At 70.3% G+C, this 18,921-nt stretch carries 17 protein-coding genes; 11 read left to right on the top strand and 6 right to left on the bottom strand.

Annotated elements, in window-relative coordinates; genetic code table 11:
* Positions 1–46 precede the first annotated feature (46 nt).
* Together LCL87_RS13660 and LCL87_RS13655 are read right to left on the bottom strand one after the other, a co-directional pair.
* Positions 47–484, bottom strand: coding sequence for an SCO2097 family morphological protein (locus LCL87_RS13660; RefSeq protein WP_225020422.1), 438 nt, complete (start codon positions 482–484; stop codon positions 47–49).
* Between the two features lie 248 nt (positions 485–732).
* Positions 733–1,119, bottom strand: coding sequence for an SAV_6107 family HEPN domain-containing protein (locus LCL87_RS13655; protein WP_225020434.1), 387 nt, complete (start codon positions 1,117–1,119; stop codon positions 733–735).
* Between the two features lie 256 nt (positions 1,120–1,375).
* On the opposite strand from LCL87_RS13655, the gene LCL87_RS13650 reads away from it, so the two are divergent.
* Genes LCL87_RS13650 through LCL87_RS13630 form a run of 5 tightly spaced genes read left to right on the top strand, consistent with a single transcriptional unit; the run spans position 1,376 to position 6,375 of the window.
* Positions 1,376–1,996 (top strand): GNAT family N-acetyltransferase, encoded by a 621-nt coding sequence (locus LCL87_RS13650; RefSeq protein WP_225020421.1) that lies wholly within the window; start codon positions 1,376–1,378, stop codon positions 1,994–1,996.
* Positions 1,993–3,630: a phytoene desaturase family protein gene (locus LCL87_RS13645; protein ID WP_225020419.1), complete on the top strand. Its 1,638-nt coding sequence runs from the start codon at positions 1,993–1,995 to the stop codon at positions 3,628–3,630. Before LCL87_RS13650 ends, LCL87_RS13645 begins: the two co-directional genes overlap by 4 nt.
* Positions 3,627–4,430 (top strand): carotenoid biosynthesis protein, encoded by an 804-nt coding sequence (locus tag LCL87_RS13640; protein ID WP_225020417.1) that lies wholly within the window; start codon positions 3,627–3,629, stop codon positions 4,428–4,430. The genes LCL87_RS13645 and LCL87_RS13640 overlap by 4 nt, the downstream gene beginning before the upstream one ends.
* A 23-nt stretch (positions 4,431–4,453) precedes the next feature.
* A complete protein-coding gene (locus tag LCL87_RS13635; RefSeq protein ID WP_510850760.1) occupies positions 4,454–5,200 on the top strand; it encodes an LppM family (lipo)protein in 747 nt (248 codons plus the stop codon).
* Between the two features lie 14 nt (positions 5,201–5,214).
* Positions 5,215–6,375, top strand: a complete 1,161-nt coding sequence (locus tag LCL87_RS13630) for a glycosyltransferase family 2 protein (RefSeq protein ID WP_225020415.1) — start codon at positions 5,215–5,217, stop codon at positions 6,373–6,375.
* 3 nt (positions 6,376–6,378) lie between these two features.
* Here LCL87_RS13630 and metF read toward each other — a convergent pair whose 3' ends face one another.
* Positions 6,379–7,317: a methylenetetrahydrofolate reductase [NAD(P)H] gene (metF, locus tag LCL87_RS13625; protein ID WP_510850762.1), complete on the bottom strand. Its 939-nt coding sequence runs from the start codon at positions 7,315–7,317 to the stop codon at positions 6,379–6,381.
* A 180-nt stretch (positions 7,318–7,497) separates the two neighbouring features.
* Here metF and LCL87_RS13620 point away from each other — a divergent pair, with 180 nt between their 5' ends.
* The 4 genes from LCL87_RS13620 to LCL87_RS13605 all read left to right on the top strand — a co-directional run bounded on the left by LCL87_RS13620 (position 7,498) and on the right by LCL87_RS13605 (position 12,887).
* The gene (locus LCL87_RS13620) at positions 7,498–8,619 is read left to right on the top strand and encodes a polyprenyl synthetase family protein (protein ID WP_225020411.1); all 1,122 of its coding nucleotides are present in this window, start codon (positions 7,498–7,500) and stop codon (positions 8,617–8,619) included.
* Entirely contained in the window at positions 8,619–10,208 is a 1,590-nt protein-coding gene (gene crtI, locus LCL87_RS13615) for a phytoene desaturase family protein (protein ID WP_225020430.1), read from the top strand. The genes LCL87_RS13620 and crtI overlap by 1 nt, the downstream gene beginning before the upstream one ends.
* 85 nt (positions 10,209–10,293) lie before the next feature.
* A complete protein-coding gene (locus LCL87_RS13610) occupies positions 10,294–11,919 on the top strand; it encodes an alpha-(1->6)-mannopyranosyltransferase A (protein ID WP_225020410.1) in 1,626 nt (541 codons plus the stop codon).
* Positions 11,916–12,887, top strand: a complete 972-nt coding sequence (locus LCL87_RS13605) for a phytoene/squalene synthase family protein (RefSeq protein ID WP_225020408.1) — start codon at positions 11,916–11,918, stop codon at positions 12,885–12,887. Before LCL87_RS13610 ends, LCL87_RS13605 begins: the two co-directional genes overlap by 4 nt.
* Positions 12,888–12,925: 38 nt before the next feature.
* Here LCL87_RS13605 and LCL87_RS13600 read toward each other — a convergent pair whose 3' ends face one another.
* A complete protein-coding gene (locus LCL87_RS13600) occupies positions 12,926–13,294 on the bottom strand; it encodes an Rv2175c family DNA-binding protein (RefSeq protein WP_225020407.1) in 369 nt (122 codons plus the stop codon).
* A gap of 121 nt (positions 13,295–13,415) precedes the next feature.
* On the opposite strand from LCL87_RS13600, the gene pknB reads away from it, so the two are divergent.
* Positions 13,416–15,422, top strand: a complete 2,007-nt coding sequence (gene pknB / locus LCL87_RS13595; protein WP_225020405.1) for a Stk1 family PASTA domain-containing Ser/Thr kinase — start codon at positions 13,416–13,418, stop codon at positions 15,420–15,422.
* 82 nt (positions 15,423–15,504) lie between these two features.
* Here pknB and LCL87_RS13590 read toward each other — a convergent pair whose 3' ends face one another.
* Complete coding sequence (locus LCL87_RS13590) at positions 15,505–16,890, bottom strand: class II 3-deoxy-7-phosphoheptulonate synthase (RefSeq protein WP_225020403.1); 1,386 nt, start codon at positions 16,888–16,890, stop codon at positions 15,505–15,507.
* Positions 16,891–16,980: 90 nt separating this feature from the next.
* Positions 16,981–17,472 carry a polyadenylate-specific 3'-exoribonuclease AS gene (locus tag LCL87_RS13585; RefSeq protein ID WP_005512507.1) on the bottom strand — a complete coding sequence of 164 codons (492 nt, stop codon included), beginning with the start codon at positions 17,470–17,472 and terminating at the stop codon, positions 16,981–16,983.
* A gap of 118 nt (positions 17,473–17,590) precedes the next feature.
* Here LCL87_RS13585 and LCL87_RS13580 point away from each other — a divergent pair, with 118 nt between their 5' ends.
* Complete coding sequence (locus LCL87_RS13580; protein WP_225020399.1) at positions 17,591–18,907, top strand: glycosyltransferase 87 family protein; 1,317 nt, start codon at positions 17,591–17,593, stop codon at positions 18,905–18,907.
* Positions 18,908–18,921 lie beyond the last annotated feature (14 nt).

Genomic DNA, 18,921 nt, shown 5'->3' with positions numbered 1-18,921 from the left:
CGACCTATCGGTCGCGCCGCCGCCGTTCGGACAGAGCTGTTGTCCCTTACTCCTGCTCGAATCTCTTGCGGAAGCGATCTTCCATCCGCGACGAGAATCCACCAGACTTCTTACCTCCGTGCGGCTTGCGCGGATGCGATCCGCGAGTATCTGCCGCACCGGAGCCGGAGGCGTCTCCGTCGGGAACCGCCGCCAGATGACTCTTTCCTCCGCCGACGAGGAAGAGAACACCGGCACCGAACATCACGACGAATCCGATCACACTGACGATCGGGAAATCGCCCAACCTCAACACATCGACGGCCACACCCACGATGAGAAGTACGAGACCCAGAACGAACAGGGCCGCCGCCTGCAATCGGCGCTTACTGGAGGCGACGCGAATACGTCCGCCTCTCACTGTGGACGCGAACTTGGGATCCTCGGCGTAGAGAGCGCTCTCGATCTGGTCGAGCATGCGCTGCTCGTGCTCGGAGAGTGGCACGGTACCTCCCCCGGCACTAAGAGTTGGCACCTCACCGTGGTTCGGAGAGGTGGGTAACAGACTGGCGGTTACCTGGATTCAATAATACGAGTAGAACCAGCCCCCCACCACCTACTCCATCGACGAGTTCTCATCGAATAGGTGACTATCCGGGGGCGACTCGACCGACAGTACCTCCGAGGTGTCCGGAATCACCCGATCGTGCGTGTGGGAATCCGAACGGCGACAACGTTGAACAGCAGTCACCGTCAACGCCCGAGCCGGTCCTCGACGTCGAAGAGGAAGCGCCCGACCTCGGCGTAGAAGCCGTCCGCGTCCACCGAGGCGATCGTGCGTGAGATCCCCGCCTCGAGATCGGCACGCAGCGCCGAGTACCCGGCAAAGTAGTCCGCCCACGCCGCAAAACCCGGTTCCGCGCGCGCCATCAGCACCCACGCGTTGCGCGACCGTGGCCGACGCACACCGCCCGACCCTTCGGCCGCCGCGAGTACGGCGGCCGCGCCACGCAACGCACCGACATACGCGGAGCAGAACCGCTCGGCGGGATCGGACGTGCCGGCAGCCTCCGACAACAAGGCATCGGCCCGACGCAACAGATTCACCGCCTTCGCGGGCGCCGACAGCGGCCCCCGCACCGACGCGCCACCCCGGGGACCCGTCGACGCCGCCGTCCGCGCCCCCACTCCCGGACCCTGCGTCCGTGACTGCACCTCGACCACGATTCGCGCACCTCCCACCCGTACGAACCTCGGGACCGGCGAGCCGGTGATGTTCGCTTCCCTCGAACATCACCGGCATCACCGGATCACCAATATCGAACATGCGTTCGACCTATTCAATATAGCTGGACCCACCGACACGTCGTCAAGAGAGAGAAGGGTGAGCCCACTCATGGATGCGAATCCCGGCGAGAGTCCCGGTATCGACCCGGGCCCGGCGCCGGTCGTCATCGACCTGTCGGTCTCCGACATGCGTGCCCGCCTACCCGAAGCGCTGTCGATCTACGTCGAGGCCATGAACTACCCCCGCGGCACCGAGTTCCACCGCGCGCCGCTGTGGACCGAGCACACGCAACGCCCCGGATGGCGAGCGGTGGGCGCCGTCCGACCGGATCCGGCGCATCCCGATCGGCCCGGCCCGCTCGTCGCGATCGCCTACGGGTATCGCGGCGCCCCCGATCAGTGGTGGCAGCAACAGGTCCGCCACGGCATGCAGGCGACCGGATGGAGCCGGGACCAGATCGAATACGTCCTGGGCAACTACTTCGAACTGACCGAGTTGCATGTCCATCCGAGCGCCCAGGGGCATCGACTCGGCGAACAGTTGCTGCGCCGACTCCTCGCCGACCGCCCGGAGCGGGGCGTCCTGCTGTCCACGCCGGAAGTGTCCGAGGAGGACAACCGGGCGTGGCGTCTGTACCGGCGCACCGGATTCCGGGACGTCGTCCGGCACTTCACCTTCGCAGGCGACCGCCGCCCGTTCGCCGTCCTCGGAAGGGGGTTGCCGCTGTGACCCGGGAACCGCAGCAGAACCGCCGTCGTTCCGGCGCGGTCCTCGACACCGTCGTGATCGGGTCCGGGCACAACGCCCTCGTCGCCGCCTGCTACCTCGCACGCGACGGATGGTCCGTCGAGGTGCTCGAGCGCGACACCGTCCTCGGCGGCGCGGTCTCGACGGTCGAACGCTTCCCGGGGCACAAGGTGGACCGGGGGTCGTCCGCGCACATCATGATCCGGCACACCGGCATCATCGAGGAACTCGACCTCGCCACCCACGGGCTGCGCTACATCGACTGCGATCCGTGGGCGTTCGCGCCCGCTCCCCCCGGTTCCGACCGCCCCGGGATCGTCTTCCACCGCAGTCTCGACCGCACGTGCCGATCGATCGAGGAATCGTGCGGCCGTGCCGACGCGGACGCCTACCGCCGCTTCGTCGGAACATGGGGACCGCGCACCGAACGCGTGATGCGTGCGTTCTCCGCTCCGCCCACGGGTGGGCACCTGCTGCGCTCGTTCTGGGGACTCGACACCGGCGACGGTGGTGCGGCCCTGTCCCGCGAGTTCCTCACGTCCGGCGACGCGCTGCTCGACGAGTACTTCGCCAGCGAACCGCTCAAGGCCGCACTGGCCTGGTTCGGTGCCCAGTCCGGTCCCCCGATGTCCGAGCCCGGCACCGCGCCGATGGTCGGCTTCGCCGCGCTCATGCACACGCTGCCGCCCGGTCGCGCGGTCGGCGGCAGCGGCGCCCTGACGGCGGCACTCTCGGCACGGCTGACGGCGGACGGCGGCGCGGTGAGCCTCGGCGACGGCGCCACCGAACTGCGCCGGACTTCGGACGGCTGGACCGTTGTCACCGAATCGGGCCGGCTCGTGCGTGCCCGGAACGTCGTCGCCGGATGTCACATCCTGACCACCCTCGACCTGCTCGAACGCGGCGGCTACGACCGCACGACGCTCGACGGCTGGCGTCGGCGGATCCGGGTCGGCCCCGGCATCGGGATGGTGCTCCGGCTGGGCACCGCCGCGCTGCCGTCGTACCCGAGCGCACCCCTCGGCGAACCAGCGGCGACCACGACCTCCGGTCTCCAACTGCTCGTCTCCGACCGCGCGCAACTGCGGAGCGCGCACGGCGCAGCGCTCGCCGGCGAACTCCCGCCCGAGCCCGCGGTCCTCGCGATGAGCTTCAGCAGCATCGACCCCACCATCTCCCCCGCCGGCGAACACCAGGTGACCCTGTGGTCGCAGTGGCATCCGTACCGGCTGTCGGGTGGCCGGGACTGGGCGAGCCTGGGCGAGAGTGAGGCCGACCGGATCGTCGCGGGCGTCGACGCCCTCGCCCCGGGGTTCGCCGACAGCGTCCGGCACCGGCACGTGCAGACACCGGCGGACATCGAACGCGAGATGGGCTTGCTCGGTGGCAACGTCATGCACGTGGAGATGTCGCTGGACCAGATGATGCTCTGGCGGCCGATCCCCGAACTGGCCGGACAGCGCGTGCCGAACGCCGACAACCTCTACCTGACGGGGGCGTCGACGCATCCCGGCGGCGGCGTGTCCGGGGCCAGTGGCCGCAGCGCCGCCCGGATCGCCCTGTCGGACGCACGCGGCGGGCGATTGCGACAGGCACTTCGCAAGAGACTCCGGTGAACATCGCCCTGAGTCGGGCGTCGGCCGTCGTCGCGATCGCAGCGGTCGGCGCCCAGATCACCTACCCGCTGGTCGACGGCCGTCCCCGCGACGTCGTCACGGTCGCCGTGGTGGCGCTGCTCGCGGCCGCGTCGATCCTGCACGCCGTCGCCACACGCGGGAGGCTCTGGGCCGCGGGCATGGTCGCGGCCACCGCGGGCGTCGGACTGCTGTCGGAGGTGGTCGGCACCGCGACCGGCATCCCGTACGGCTGCTACGAGTACGCGACCGGACGTCTGGGCTGGTCGATCGCCGACGTGCCGCTCGTCGTGCCGTTCGCGTGGACGGCGGGCTTCTACCCGGTGTGGTGCGTCGCGTCGCGGCTGACGCACCGTCGGCTGTCACGGATCGCCCTCGCGACAGTCGGCGTCGTCGGCTGGGATCTGTACCTCGACCCGCAGATGGTCGCCGACGGACAGTGGCAGTGGTGTGTCACCGACGCCGGCCTGCCCGGTGTCGCGCACATTCCGCTCACCAACTACGCGGGCTGGCTGCTCGTCGCGGCGGTGATGGCCGTCCTGGTCGATCTGCTCGATCGCAGGATCGGCAAGGCGACATCAACCCGAGATGCCGTCCCCATTGCGTTGTTCCTGTGGACGTGGCTGGGGTCCGCGTTGGCCCACGCCGTGTTCCTCGACCCTCCGGAGTTGCGCTACTCGGCGATCTACGGGGCCGTCGCGATGGGGGTGCTCGGGGTGCCGCTCGTCGTGAACCTCACCCGCACACGCCGAGCCGAACTGCACAACACCCCTACCGCCTGACACGTATCCCCGTGCCTGGCACGATGATCGGTGTGCAGCCGCCCTCCCCCGTGACCTCGACACCTTCCCGACGTCCACGCACCCGTACGCGCGTGTTCGGCGCCGCGGCCCTGGCGCTGCTGCTCGTACCGCTGCTGGCCGGCTGCCTGCGGGTGCAGGTGTCGATGGGCGTCTCGGCGGACGACAAGGTGTCCGGCCAGATCGTGGCGGCCACCGTCCCGAAGGACGACAACGACAAGGGCCCGCAGCTGACGCCGCCAGACTCGCTCGCCGACCGGATGCGGGTGCAGGCGTACGACAAGGACGGCTACGTCGGTACCCAGGTGTTCTTCAGCGGACTGTCGTTCGGCGAGGTGCGGGATCTCGGCTCGATGTCCGCCGACACGTCCGGCGTGCTCCAGCTGTCGCTGCAGCGGGCCGGTGACCTGGTGAGCCTCGACGGCCGCATCGATCTCGAGGACGTTCCGGCGCAGGGCACGGACGTCCAGTTCACGATCGCCTTCCCGGCCCGTGTGGCCACCACCAACGGCACCCGCGACGGGGACTCGACCGTCACGTGGAAGCTGCCCGCGGGCGAGGTCAGCACCCTGCGGGCCGAGGTCCGCTACGCCGACCCCAGCACCCGCAGCTTCGCCGGCTGGGCCGGCATGTCGGCGGGTGTCGCGGTCGGCGTCGCGCTGATCGTGGGTGGTATGGCGTGGCTGCACCGCAACCGCAACACTCCCCCGCGACCGCAGCGGGACCGGTCACTGGAGACCTCGACGCGGTAACCTGCCCCACACCGATGAGATTTCCCCTCCGACTTTCCCTGCACGCCACCCGGGCCGCGGCCGTCGTATCCCTCTCGGGGGCCGCGATCGCGGCCGTCAATGCCTGCACGATCCCCCGCCTCCACGCACGCCGAGTCACCGAGCCCGTCACGGTGGTCGTGCCCGCCAGGAACGAGGAGGGCCGGATCGGGGATCTGATCGCGGATCTCCGGGGGCAGACCCACCTCGACACCGTGCGGGTGATCGTCCTCGACGACGCCTCCACCGACCGCACCGCCGCGGTCGCGACGTCGGCGTTCGCGGGCGACAGCCGGTTCGCCCTCGTCCGCAGCGACGGCCCACCACCCGGATGGCTCGGGAAGAACGCGGCCTGCCACGAGGGCGCCACCCACGCCGCCCGCTTGATGGACCCGGCCCGACCCGGCGTGCTGGTCTTCCTCGACGCCGACGTCCGCCTCGCGCCCGACGCCCTCGCCGCGGGGGTCACCGAGCTACGCGATTCCGGAGCCGACCTGGTGTCGCCGTGGCCACGGCAGGACGCCGAAACGGTTGTGGAGCGACTGGTTCAGCCGCTGCTGTGCTGGTCGTGGTTCTCGACGCTGCCGGTGGCGGTCGCCAACCGCGGCACCCGGCCGTCGACGGTCGTCGCGTGCGGGCAGTTCCTGGTGTTCGACGCGGCCGCCTACTACCGGCTCGGCGGACATGCGCCCGTCGCCGCCAGTCACACCGAGGATCTCGACATCGCGCGCGCGCTGCGTCGCCGCGGCGGCCGCACCGTCGTCGCCGTCGCGCAGGATCGGGCGCGCTGCCGGATGTACACGGACGCGACGACGCTGCGTGACGGATACACGCGGTGGCTCTGGACGGCGTTCGGGTCACCTGCGGGCGCGGCCGTCGTTTCGACGGTGGTCGCCGCGACCTATGCGGTGTCGCCGCTCGCGATGTTGTTCGGTCGGGGCCGCACTCGCGCGTGGGGCGCGGTCGGCTACCTGGCCGCGACGGCGTCACGCGTCACCGCACGCGCCGTCGAATCCGGTGCACTGCCGCGTGGCCGCGATCTGGCCGACGCCGCCGTGCACCCGCTGTCGATCGCAGCCTTCGTGCGATTGGTCGCGGTGTCGCACCGCGACCGCCGTCGACGACGACTGCACTGGAAGGGCCGGGAGCTGGCCTGACGGTCAGACCGCGGCCGAGGCCGACATCCCCAGGTTCGCGAGCACCTCGCCGGTGGCCCGGGCGAAGTTGAGCGTGATGAAGTGCAGGCATGGCGCGCCCTCGGAGATGAGCCGCTCGCTCATCTCGGTCGCGACCTCGATGCCGATCTCACGCACCGCGGCCCGGTTCTCCTCGGGCCCGTCCCCGGCGGCGCGGGTGAGACGCTCCTCGAGGGCGGGGGGCAGGCTCGAACCGGACAGCTCCAGACTGCGCCGGGCCGACCGCAACGACGTGATCGGCATGATCTCGGGAATGATCGGCTTCGCGGCCTGCTCGGCGTCGTACGCCTCGACCCGGTCGCGCAGACGCAGGTAGTCCTCGACGTCGAAGAACATCTGGGTGATCGAGTACTCGGCGCCCGCTCGCAGCTTCTGCACGAGGTACTTGGTGTCGTGCTCGAGGTCGGGCGCGCGGTAGTGGCCCTCCGGGAACGATGCGACACCCACATGGAAGTCGCCCATGTCACGCACGAGCCGGACCAGTTCCTCGGCGTACTCGACGCCGTCGGGATGCTTGACCCACTCGCCGAGTGGATCTCCCGGCGGGTCGCCGCGCAGAACCAGGATGTTGCTGATGCCGCGGTCGGCGTACGCCCCGCACATCGCGCGCAGTTCGTCGAGGCTGTGCCCGACGGCGGTCAGGTGCGCGACCGGCAGCAGCGTCGTGTCCTCGGCCAGCTGCCCGGTGACCCGGACGGTGCGGTCCCGCGTCGAACCGCCGGCACCGTACGTCATGGACACGAACGCCGGGCCGAGCCGCTCGAACTCGCGTACGGCACGCCACAGCCGCGCCTCGGCGGCCTCGTCGCGGGGCGGCGAGAACTCGACGGAGAAGGGGATCCGACCGCTCTTCGAAGCTTCGGCCGAGCGGATCCGGTCCACGATCGAGGGGGTCTGAGTCACGAATCCCGCGCTGTTGCGCCCCCGGACGGCATCGAATGTCACCCGTCAAGCATAGGTTCAGCGCCCTGGTCGGACCGCATCGCGTCACCGCTCCGTCTCACGTACCGGGACCCGGACAGCGCCCGACGCGGCCGCCGACGCGACCACTAAGGTTGGTCGGGAGGCTTTTCGCGATTCAACTTGGAGGCTGTCCTGTCCGCTGGAGCCGGTGAGTCCGCTCGCCCTTCGCCGTCCGTCCCGCCGCTCACCGATTCGATCGAGGCTGCGCTGCGGGAGTTCTTCGCATCGCGCGCCGACATGGTCCGGTCCGTCGGCGGCGGGTACACCGAGGCAGTTGCCGCCCTCGAGAGCTTCGTGTTGCGCGGCGGCAAGCGAGTGCGGCCCGTGTTCGCGTGGACCGGTTGGCTGGGCGCCGGCGGTGACGCCACCGGCCCGAACGCGCCGGCGGCACTGCGGGCCGCGTCCGCACTCGAACTCGTCCAGGCGTGCGCGCTGGTCCACGACGACATCATCGACGCGTCGACCACACGACGCGGCTTCCCCACCGTGCACGTCGAGTTCGCCGACCAGCACAGCGCACAGCAGTGGAGCGGTGGGTCCGCCGAGTTCGGCCGGGCCGTGGCGATCCTTCTGGGCGATCTGGCGCTGGCGTGGGCAGACGACATGATCCGCGAGGCCGGCCTGTCACCCGAGGCGCAGCTGCGGATCTCGCCGGTGTGGTCGGCCATGCGCACCGAGGTGCTCGGCGGCCAGTTCCTCGACATCAGCGGCGAGGTCCGGGGCGACGAGACCGTCGAGGCGGCGCTGCGGGTCAATCGGTACAAGACCGCCGCCTACACCATCGAACGCCCGCTGCACCTGGGCGCGGCCATCGCCGGCGCGGACGATGCACTCGTCGACGCCTACCGCCGGTTCGGCACCGACATCGGGATCGCCTTCCAGTTGCGCGACGACCTGCTCGGCGTGTTCGGCGACCCCGAGGTCACCGGCAAGCCGTCCGGCGACGATCTCCGTGCCGGCAAGCGCACCGTCCTGTTCGCGGAGGCCCTGCAGCGCGCCGACGCGTCCGATCCGGCGGCCGCGACGCTGCTGCGCGAGTCGATCGGCACCGACCTCTCCGACGCCCAGGTCGCGACGCTGCGCTCGGTCATCACCGACCTCGGCGCCGTCGACGACGCCGAACGACGCATCGCCGAGCTCACCGACAGCGCCCTCACCGCCCTCGACGGCAGCACCGCCACCGACGAGGGCAAGCGGCTCCTGCGCGAGATGGCGATCGCCGTCACCCGACGAGACGCCTGATCGCGGTGGGCGTGCGCGTCGTGCCCGGCCGGGCGGACCGGGTCGTGGTGGTGGGCGCCGGGCTGGCCGGCCTCGCTGCCGCCCTGCATCTGCGTGGCAGCGGACACGAGGTGACCGTCCTCGAGCGCGACGACCACCCGGGCGGCCGGGTGGGGACCTACCGCTTCGCCGACCACGTGATCGACAACGGCGCGACCGTGCTGACGATGCCGGAACTGGTACGTGACGCGCTCGCCGCCGTCGGCGCCGACTTCGAGTCGACGACGCCTCCCCTGCGCCTGCACCACCTGTCGCCCGCGTATCACGCCCGGTTCGCGGACGGTTCCGCGATCGACGTGCACTCGGACCCGGATCGGATGGTCGCCGAGGTGACCCGCGCCTGCGGGGCGGAAGAGGCCCGCCGGTACCTGGACCTGCGCCGCTGGCTGGCCCGGGTGTTCGACGCCGAGTTCGACACGTTCATCGACGCGAACTTCGATTCCCCGCTGGACCTGTTCTCCTCTCGCGCGTCGGCGACGGACCTGGTCCGGCTGATCGCCGCGGGCGGGTTCGGCCGACTCGGCAGTCAGGTGGCCCGGCGGGTCCGCGACCCGCGACTGCGCCGGATCTTCACGTTCCAGGCCCTCTACGCGGGCGTCGCCCCGGCGAAGGCGCTCGCGGTCTACGGCGCCATCGCGCACATGGACACGTCGATGGGTGTCTCGTTCCCGGAGGGCGGCATGCGCACCATCGCCGAGGCGATGACCGACGCGTTCACCTCCGCGGGTGGGCGGATCGAGTTCGGGTCCGAGGTGGTGGACCTCGAGCAGTCGGGTGACCGGGTGCGCTCGGTCCGCACCGCGACCGGGGACACGTTCGAGTGCGATGCCGTCGTCCTGACTCCGGATCTGCCGGTCGTCGACGAGTTGCTGCCCGCCCGCCCGCGGCGCCGGTTCCGGATCTCACCGTCCGCGGTAGTGCTGCACGGCACCGTCTCCTGTGACATCACAGCGGGCTGGGGCGCGGCGCACCATCACACGATCGACTTCGGCGCCGAGTGGGAGCGCACGTTCGCCGAGATCGCGGCGCGGCCAGGACGCGGCCGGCTGATGAGCGACCCGTCGCTGCTGATCACCCGCCCCGCGGTCACCGATCCGGGGCTGCTGGTCGAGCGCGACGGCATCCGGCACGAACCGCTGTCGGTGCTCGCACCCTGCCCGAACCTCGACAGCGCCCCGTTCGACTGGGATGCACTGACCGGGCCGTACACCCGCGAACTGCTCCGGACGCTGGAACAGCGCGGATACCACGGCATCACCGACGGCTATGTCGTTGATCACATCGACTCGCCCGGGACGTGGGCCGCGCAGGGACTGGCCGCGGGCAGCCCGTTCGCTCCCGCGCACATCTTCCGCCAGACGGGCCCGTTCCGGCGGCGTAACCTGGCCCGACGCCCGGTCAACGTCGTTCTGGCCGGCTCCGGCACCACGCCCGGCGTGGGCGTCCCCACCGTGATCGTGTCGGGGAAACTGGCTGCCGAACGCATCGACGGACGCGGACGGAAGCCGCGTTCCGGACTGCGTGCCGAACATTCCGGTGGGACACACTAAACTGACTAGCCGTCCAGTACCGCGCGGCCGTCCAGCGTCGACCGGCGGCGATCGAGCACCTCATCCGGGGGAGGAATCTGTACCGATGTCGGCCTCTTCCGGACCTCTCGACACCGCGTCCGATCGTTCGTGGCTGCGCGCCGCCGGCGACTACCTGCGCACACCCGAGGGACACGCCACCGTGCTCGGCCTCCTCGGGGCGTTGATGATCACGTTCGGCGGCTTCGGCGCCGGTAGCGTGCGCCGGCACGACCCCCTGCTCGAGGACGCCAATCTCTCCTGGCTCCGGTTCGGGCACGGCTACGCCCTGTCCACGATCGTCATCTGGGCCGGTGTCCTCGCGATGATCGCCGCGTGGGTGCGGCTCGGTCGCTCCGCGATCAAGGGCCGGGTCGGGCTGCGCGCCCTGATGTGGACGATTCCGATCTGGACCGCCCCGCTGCTACTCGCGGTGCCGATGTTCAGCCGCGACGCCTACTCGTACCTCGCGCAGGGCGCGCTGCTGCGGGACGGGTTCGACCCGTACGCGGTGGGACCGGTCGCCAACCCCGGCATCCTGCTCGACAACGTCAGCAACGTGTGGACCACGACGACCGCCCCGTACGGGCCGATCTCGCTGCTGCTGGGCCAGGGCATCACCAGTCTCACCGGCGACAACGTCATCGCGGGCACCATGATGCTGCGCCTGACGATGCTGCCGGGCCTCGCACTGATGATGTGGGCGCTCCCCCGCCTCGCCCGGCAACTGGGCGGCAACCCGGCGATCGCGCTGTGGCTCGCGGTGCTCAATCCGCTCGTCCTCATCCACCTCGTCGGCGGCGTGCACAACGAACTCCTCATGGTCGGTCTGATGGTCGCGGGCATCACGCTCGCCCTCGACCGCAAGCACGTTCCGGCCGTTGCGGTCATCGCGATCGGTGTCGCCGTCAAGGCGATGGCCGGCATCGCACTTCCGTTCATCGTGTGGATCTGGATGATCCACGAGCGCGAGCGCGCGCAGGCCGAGGGACACGAGCCCGCGACCCCGCTCGCGTCGTTCGTCAAGACGGCCGGCATCGGCGCGGCGGTGTTCGTCGCGGTCTTCACCGCGGCGTCCGCGGTCGCAGGTGTCGGACTCGGCTGGCTCACCGCTCTGCAGGGCTCCGCGAAGATCATCAACTGGCTGTCGCTGCCGACGATCATGGCGCACCTGGTGACGGTCGGCACGGGCTGGTTCACCGGCGCGACCCTCGCCCCGGTCCTCGAGGTGACCCGCACTATCTGCGCGGTTGCCCTCGTCGCGACCCTCGTCTGGGTGTGGTGGCGATTCCGGCGCACCGAGCGTGACGCCGTGCTGGGCATCCTCATCGCCCTGGTCGCGATCGTGATCCTGTCCCCGGCCGCGCTGCCCTGGTACTACTCGTGGCCCCTGGCGATCGCGGCGGGCTTCGCGATGTCGACGCGCACCCTCCAGATCCTGGTGGGCCTGTCGACGTGGCTCATGCTCGTCTTCCAGCCGGACGGTTCGATCGGCCTCTACACCTTCGTGCACGTCGCCCTCGCGACATTCGTCGCGGTCGTCGCCGCGATGTCCCTGAAGACGGTCGATCCGTTGCGACTGCGATCGGTGTCGGAGCCGGCCGCGGAGGTTCGCCTGCCGGAATCGTCGGACACGTCTACGGTCTCGGATGCCCTGACCACCGACGCCGAACGGCACACGTCGCCGCTGTGACACCGCCCCGGGACCCCGACCTGGACACCGCCTATCGGGTGTGCCGAGAACTGGCAGCCGAACACGGTCGGACGTATTACCTGGCCACGCGACTGCTGCCCGCAGATCGGCGACCGGCGGTCCATGCCCTGTACGGATTCGCCCGCACCGTCGACGACATCGTGGACGTGGAGAGCACCGACAGCACCGACAATGCGCCGCATCCGGCCGCCGAACGGGCAGCCGCCATCGACCGGATCGAGGCCGCGCTGGACTGCGCGCTCGCCGGTCGTCCGGTGGCCGATCCCCGGGCAAGGGAGGTCGTACCGGCGGTCGCGGACACCATCGACCGGTACGCGATACCGATCGAGTACTTCCGTGCGTTCCTGGATTCGATGCGCATGGACATCCCCGGCACGCCGGACTTCCAGGCCGTCTACCCGGACATGGCCGCGTTGCGGCGCTACATGTACGGGTCCGCGGTGGTGATCGGGCTGCAGATGCTGCCGATCCTCGGCACCACGACATCCCTCGACGAGGCCTCGCCGCATGCGGCGGCGCTCGGCGAGGCGTTCCAGTTGACGAACTTCGTGCGCGACGTCGGCGAGGATCTCGCGCGCGGCCGCGTCTACCTGCCCGCCGACGAACTGGCGGTGTTCGGTGTGGACGCGGACCTGCTGCAGCACTGCCGGGACACCGGGACCGTGGATCCGCGGGTGCGACGGGCGCTCGGGCACGTCGCCGCGCTCACCCGAGCGCTGTATCGCGACGCCGAACCCGGACTGGACATGCTCGATCCGCGCGCCCGGCCCGGTATCCGGGCCGCCTTCACGCTCTACTCGGAAATTCTCGACGAGGTGGAACGTAACGGGTTCCGGGTGTTCGATCGGCGCGCCACCGTGCCCCGACGCCGACGCCTGGCAGTCGCGCTGCCGCTGCTGGTGCGCGCCGCGCGGGCGAACTCCGCGGTGTCCGGGCGGCGGGTCTGACCCGACGCCCGGACCGCTCGTTCAGGGACGCCGGAGGGTCAGAACGCCATCGACTGGGCGCGCCGGACGACCTCACGCGCCTGGTCGGTGTGCATCGTCTCGATCGGTGTGGCGGACAGCGACTCGTCCTCGGTGAAGAGCCAGCGCATGATCTCCTCGTCCTCGAAACCGCCGTCACGCAGCACGACGATGAGGCCGGGCAGCAATCGGAGAGGCTGGCCGTCGTCGCCGAAGAACGCTTCGGGGATGCCGAGGACGGTGTCGCGGCGTACCGCGATCAGCTTGTGGTCACGCAGGAGCTGGTGCACATGGGTGACGATCAGTCCCATCTGCTTCGACACGTCTGCCAACTGCAGCAGCGAGATCGATCGGTCCAACACGTCATCGCAATAAGGGATAGCACTCACTCCCGTAACGTTATCGGGTCTGCCGCGACGGTTCGACCAGGGTCCCGTCGTGGAATCGGGTCGAGGCCGTCGGCTGACTACGATCGAGATGAATCTGTGCACGGAAGCGAGGGGCGCGAGCGTGAATCCCGGAGATCGACGGTTGATCGGTGTGGTGCTGGACAGGCGCTACCGAATCGATGCGCCGATTGCGCGGGGCGGCATGTCCACCGTCTACCGCGGCATGGACCTGCGCCTGGACCGCCCTGTCGCGATCAAGGTGATGGATCCGCAGTTCGCCGCCGATCCGCAGTTCCTGGCGCGATTCGAGTTCGAGGCCCGCGCGGTGGCCCGCCTCGCCCATCCGGGGCTGGTCGGGGTCCACGACCAGGGCAGCGACGGTGAGCATGCGTTCCTGGTGATGGAACTCGTCGAGGGCGGGACGCTGCGCGAACTGCTGCGCGAGCGCGGGCCCATGCCCCCGCACGCCGCGGCAGCCGTCGCGCGCCCGGTGCTCGAGGCGCTCGCCGTCGCCCACCGTGCCGGCCTGGTCCACCGCGACATCAAGCCCGAGAACGTGCTCATCTCCCACTCCGGCGACGTCAAGATCGCCGACTTCGGCCTGGTGCGTGCGATCGCCGCGGCCGGGACGACGTCGCGCAGCGTGATTCTCGGAACGGCCGCCTACCTGTCCCCCGAGCAGGTCACGACCGGGACCGCGGACGCCCGCAGCGACGTCTACGCGGCCGGTGTGCTGCTCTACGAGATGCTGACCGGCGTCACGCCGTTCACGGGCGACACGTCGCTGTCCATCGCGTACCAGCGCATCGACAACGACGTCCCGGAGCCGAGCAGCGTCATCGACGGCGTGCCGCAGGAGTTCGACGACCTCGTGGTCCGCGCGACCGAACGCGATCCGGAGCAGCGCTTCGCCGACGCCGGGGCGATGGCGGCGCAACTGCGCACCGTGAGCACTCAACTGGGACTGCCGGACTACCGGGTGCCGGCCCCACGCCGCTCGGCGCAGCAGGCCGCGGCGCCCACGGCCGTCACGACGCGCGCGCCCGGCCAGCACTCCGAGCCCGGAAATCGGCCGGTGCCGGCCGCCGACGCACCGACGACCGTCACCCCGATGGGAGTCCCCCAGGACGGCGTCCAGCACACCAAGGTCGTGACGACGGTGACGCCGCGGCCGCCGGCCGACGACGTCCCGCCGACCGACATCCCGGCGGCCCCGAGACCGTTCGGCGCCCCTGGCGCGGCGGGGCACGGCTCCCGGCGCACAGTTCTCGTGTGGCTGCTGGTGATCCTGTTGGTCGCGGGCGCGCTCGGGTTCGGTGGGTGGTGGCTCGGATCGGGCCGCTACTCCGCGATTCCGGCCGTCGACGGACTCGACACGCCCGGCGCGACCTCGCAGATCGAGGCGGCGGGGCTGAGTGTCGAGACCCGCGGGTCGTATTCGGACACCGTCGCGGTGGACACACCGGTGGGCACGGAACCGGGGGCGGGCGAGCGCGTGACGCGCGGGTCGTCGGTGGCGCTCCTCGTGTCGCTGGGCCGCCCGACGGTTCCCGAGGTCGGCGGTCGCGGCGACGTCGCCTCCGTCGAGGCGAGCCTGCGGGAGCGCACGTTCGTTCCCGTCGACGGCGGGGAGGCGTTCAGCGCGCGGGTGCCGGTGGGCGGCATCGCGGCGCTCGAGCCGGCGCCGGGCACGATGCTGGCGGTGGGCTCCGAGGTCCGGATGCTGCGCAGCAAGGGCGCGCCGCCCGTCGACGTCCCCGGGGTAGAGGGACTGTCTGAGGACGCGGCGCGCAAGGCGCTCGACTCGGTCGGCATCACCGTCCGCGAGGTCCAGCAGGTCTTCGACGACAAGGTCGACGCCGGCGACGCGGTCGGCACGGATCCCGCGGTGGGCACGTCCGTGAAGGCCGGCACCAGTGTCGTGCTGAAGGTGTCGAACGCCGTGAAGGTGCCGGCGTTGCTGGGCCGCTCGGTCTCGGCCGCGAAGTCCGAGCTGGACAAGCTGGGACTGCAGTACGAGGTGCGTCAGATCGTCAACTCGGACCGGTCGCTGATCATCTCGCAGAGCCCCGGCGCCGGTGACCGCGTCGCCCCCGGCGGCACCGTCACCATCACCTCGCTGCTCTGACCTGATTTCCCGCTCCCCCGAAACGGCTGAAGGGTCCCTTCGTGCGCTGCGAGCGCACGAAGGGACCCTTCAGCTGTTCGGACTAGTCGCGCAGCATCTCCGCGACCAGGAACGCCAGCTCGAGCGACTGCTGCGTGTTCAGGCGCGGATCGCACGCGGTCTCGTAGCGACCGGACAGGTCGAGATCCGAGATGTCCTGCGCACCGCCGAGGCATTCGGTGACGTTCTCACCGGTCAGCTCGACGTGGATGCCGCCCGGGTGTGTGCCGAGACCGTTGTGGACCTCGAAGAAGCCCTGGACCTCGTCGACGATGCGATCGAAGTGGCGGGTCTTGTAGCCGGTGGTGGCCTCGTGGGTATTGCCGTGCATCGGGTCGCACTGCCAGATCACCTGGTGACCGGTGGCCTGCACCTTCTCGATGATCGGGGGCAGCAGGTCCCGCACCTTGCCGTTGCCCATGCGGGAGATCAGGGTCAGGCGACCCGGCTTGTTGGTCGGGTCGAGGCGCTCGACATACTCGACGGCCTGCTCCGGCGTGGTCGACGGGCCGATCTTGAGGCCGATCGGGTTCGCGACGAGCTCGGCGAACGCGACGTGCGCGCCGTCGAGCTGACGGGTGCGGTCACCGATCCACAGGAAGTGCGCCGACAGGTCGTACAGCTTGGGGTGGTCGTCGGTGTTGTCGAGGCGCAGCATGGCGCGCTCGTAGTCCAGCACGAGGGCCTCGTGGCTGGCGTAGATCTGCGCCGACTGCAGGTTCGGGTCGGTGACCCGGCAGGCGTTCATGAACCGCAGTCCGCGGTCGATCTCGGCGGCGAGTGCCTCGTAGCGGGCACCGGCGGGCGAGGACGTGACGAACTCGCGGTTCCAGTCGTGGACCTTGTGCAGGTCGGCCATGCCGGAGCCGGTGAGTGCACGCACGAGGTTCATCGCGGCGCTGGCGTTGGCGTAGGCGCGGACCAGACGGGAGGGGTCGTGGACGCGGACGGCCTCGTCGGCGACCAGCGAGTTCACCATGTCGCCGCGGTACGACTGCAGACCCAGCGAGTCGGTGTTCGACGAACGCGGCTTGGCGTACTGGCCGGCGATGCGCGCGACCTTGACCACCGGCATGCTCGCGCCGTAGGTCAGCACGACGGCCATCTGGAGCAGCGTGCGGATGTTGCCCTTGATGTGCGGTTCGGTGTTGTCCGCGAAGGTCTCCGCGCAGTCACCGCCCTGCAGCAGGAAGGCCTCACCGCGTGCCACCTCGGCCAGCTTCTGCGACAGCGACTCGACCTCACTGGCCACCGTGATCGGCGGCACGCTCTCGAGGACGGTGCGCATCGCGGCAGCCTGGTCGGCGGGCCACTGCGGCTGCTGTGCGGCCGGCTTGGCCAGCGCCGCGTCCAGCTGATCTCGCATGGCTGCGGGCAGCGGCGGAAGTTCGGGCAAGCGGTCGATCGGAACGTCGACAGTCCAGTTCACAACTACAGGGTATTCGCCTCGCCGGTGCCGGGTGAGCGAAGGTCCCCATTCACACGGAATCGTTGCCCCGGCCGGGGCCCGTGATTCTCGTCACCGCACCGAACGGAACGCCTCGATCGCCTCGAACTTCGCGAGGTTGTGCCGGGCGTCGGCGAGCGCGTCGTGGGCGTCGTCGGGGACCGGCGGCAGCGGCGGGGAACCGTTCGTTTCCCAGTGCTGACGCAGTTCGCGCGTGTAGCGCGGCATGCACGACGGCAGCTCGGTCATCGCACCCCACAGCTGACACAGCACGACGTGGTCGTAGGCGGCCACCCACGCCCACAGCTCGGGTTCGATGCCGGGTCGCGGCACCAGGAACTTCATGAGGTCGTCGCGGATCCGTGCACGGCTCTTCCACACGGGCGACGACGGCGACGGCAGCTTCGGCAGCACATTGCGGCGCACCCACTTGCCGGCGCGGTCGGGATCGAACTCGGTGGAGACGGCGTAGAACTCGCGCCCGTCCTCGCACACCACACCGATCGAGACGAGCTCGATTGTGCGACCATCCTCGATGAACTCGCAGTCGTAGAAGTAGCGCACGGTCGGGAAGCCTATGCCCTCTCCGTCGGAGCGCTCGACACTGCCCCGCCCGGGTACTCGACACTGCCCCGCTCGCGGGGTCACTCGACACCGTGCCCCGTGTTCGTAGAAAGATGTTGTGGTGCACAACCCCACGAGCGACTACGCCGACCCCTCCCCCGCGGACGACGGCACGCCGCCGAAGTCGACGTGGAACCCTGCGGCCGTGGTCGCGGCCCGGGTCGTCATCGCCGCCGCGTTCACGATCGGGGCGCTCTTCTACCTGGTCGGTTTCCCCGGTCTGCGGGACGTGGGCTTCCAGTACCACATCGATCTCGACGTGTACCGCCTCGGCGGCGCCGTGTTCGCGGCCGGAAATCCGCTGTACGAGGACGGCGCACTGCCGGCGATGTTCTACGGCCAGCACCTGCCGTTCACGTACCCACCGCTCGCCGCAGTCGTGTTCGCGCCGATGTCGTGGATCTCGCTACAGGCCGCCGGCGCCGTACTCACCGTGCTGTCCCTGGCCGCACTGGTCGCGACGCTCGTCCTGGCGCTCGCATCGGTCGGCGTGCGACCCCGCACGACGCTCGTGTGGACGGCGCTGGCCGGTGCCGCGGCCGCCCTGACGCTGGAGCCTGTCAGCTCGACGTTCGACTACGGCCAGGTCAACATCCTGCTGATGGTGTTCGTGGCAGCCGACTGCCTGCTGAAGAAGACGCCGTGGCCGCGCGGCGTCCTCATCGGCTTCGTCGCCGCCGTGAAGCTGACCCCGGCGGTGTTCATCCTCTACTTCCTGTTCCGCAAGGACTTCCGCGCTGCGGTCACGACCGGTGTGAGTTTCGTGTTGTTCGGCGCGATCGGCTTCCTCGTCGCCCGCGCCGACTCGTGGGAGTACTGGACCGACACGCTGTTCGATTCGAGCCGCATCGGCGGACCCGCCTACCCCGCGAACCAGAGCATCACCGGCGTGCTCGCCCGGCTCGGGCTCGACCCGTCGATGCGCACGGCGCTGTGGCTCGCACTGAGCCTGGCGGTGCTGGCGTTGGCCGCCGTCGCGATGCACCGCGCGTTCGCGGCCGGGCTCCCGGTGGTGGCCCTGTTCGTCAACGCGTTGTTCGGCCTGCTGGTGTCGCCCGTGTCGTGGTCACACCACTGGGTCTGGGTCGCGCCGCTGCTCCTGGTCCTCGCGGTGGCCGCCTACCGACGGCGCAGTGTCGCACTCGGCGCGGTCGTCGCGGCGAGTTGGCTGCTGTTCGTGCTCGCCCCGCACTGGGAACTCGGCGTCGGCCGCTGGGAGGGCACCGGTTGGCCGCTGTGGGACCAGTTCCTCGTGTCGTCCTACGTGTGGTGGGCACTCGCCGTGATCGTGGCGGTGACGCTGTCGCTCGGTCGGCGGGGTCACGTCCGCGCCGGAGTTGCCGATTCCCGCGAGCAACTGTCGCCCACCGCCTGACAGCGGCTCGTCCG

It is taken from the genome of Prescottella equi (genome assembly GCF_020171745.1).
In the GTDB taxonomy this organism is placed as follows: Bacteria; Actinomycetota; Actinomycetes; order Mycobacteriales; family Mycobacteriaceae; genus Prescottella; species Prescottella equi_A.
This window is presented reverse-complemented; position numbering and strand designations above follow the sequence as displayed.

Excerpts from the sequence above, each read along its gene's own strand:
- LCL87_RS13635 (WP_510850760.1), top strand. The coding sequence starts at position 4,454 with ATGATCGGTGTGCAGCCGCCCTCCCCCGTGACCTCGACACCTTCCCGA.
- LCL87_RS13610 (WP_225020410.1), top strand. The coding sequence starts at position 10,294 with ATGTCGGCCTCTTCCGGACCTCTCGACACCGCGTCCGATCGTTCGTGG.
- LCL87_RS13650 (WP_225020421.1), top strand. The coding sequence starts at position 1,376 with ATGGATGCGAATCCCGGCGAGAGTCCCGGTATCGACCCGGGCCCGGCG.
- LCL87_RS13630 (WP_225020415.1), top strand. The coding sequence starts at position 5,215 with ATGAGATTTCCCCTCCGACTTTCCCTGCACGCCACCCGGGCCGCGGCC.